The 391-nt window shown below is 68.3% G+C and carries 1 pseudogene; it reads right to left on the bottom strand.

Features of this window, described 5'->3' with window-relative positions:
- Nucleotides 1–391 (bottom strand): annotated as a pseudogene (locus AE652_RS29550) (aegerolysin family protein); the annotation flags it as partial.

Genomic DNA, 391 nt, shown 5'->3' with positions numbered 1-391 from the left:
CCGTTGCTGCCCCAGTACGGGTTGTTCCAGTGCACCTTGACCTGGTTCTGCTCCCCGGCCACGTTGAAGCTGACCTCACCCTCGGTGCCGGTCATCACGCCCTCGGACTCGCTCGCCCACTTCGCGGTGACACCGGGCTGGACCATCGACGGCGGCATCATGTTGTCGGACCAGATCCCCCACTGCAGGCTCGCGCCGGAGCGGGTGAGCAGCTTCCCCGAGTTGTTGGTCAGGTTGATGCTCGTGCTCCGGGAGGCGCTGGTCAGGCTGGGCATCTCCGCGGCGGCGGCCTTGGCCCGGCTGCGCCCGATGCTGAAGGTGACCGCGGTGTTGTCCCCGCTGCCGCCGCTCCGGGAACAGGTGTACCCGTCCGGGACGGAGCAGCTGTAGT

Origin of the sequence: Kitasatospora sp. MY 5-36, assembly GCF_001182915.1 — a bacterium.
Lineage (GTDB): Bacteria > Actinomycetota > Actinomycetes > Streptomycetales > Streptomycetaceae > Kitasatospora.
This window is presented reverse-complemented; position numbering and strand designations above follow the sequence as displayed.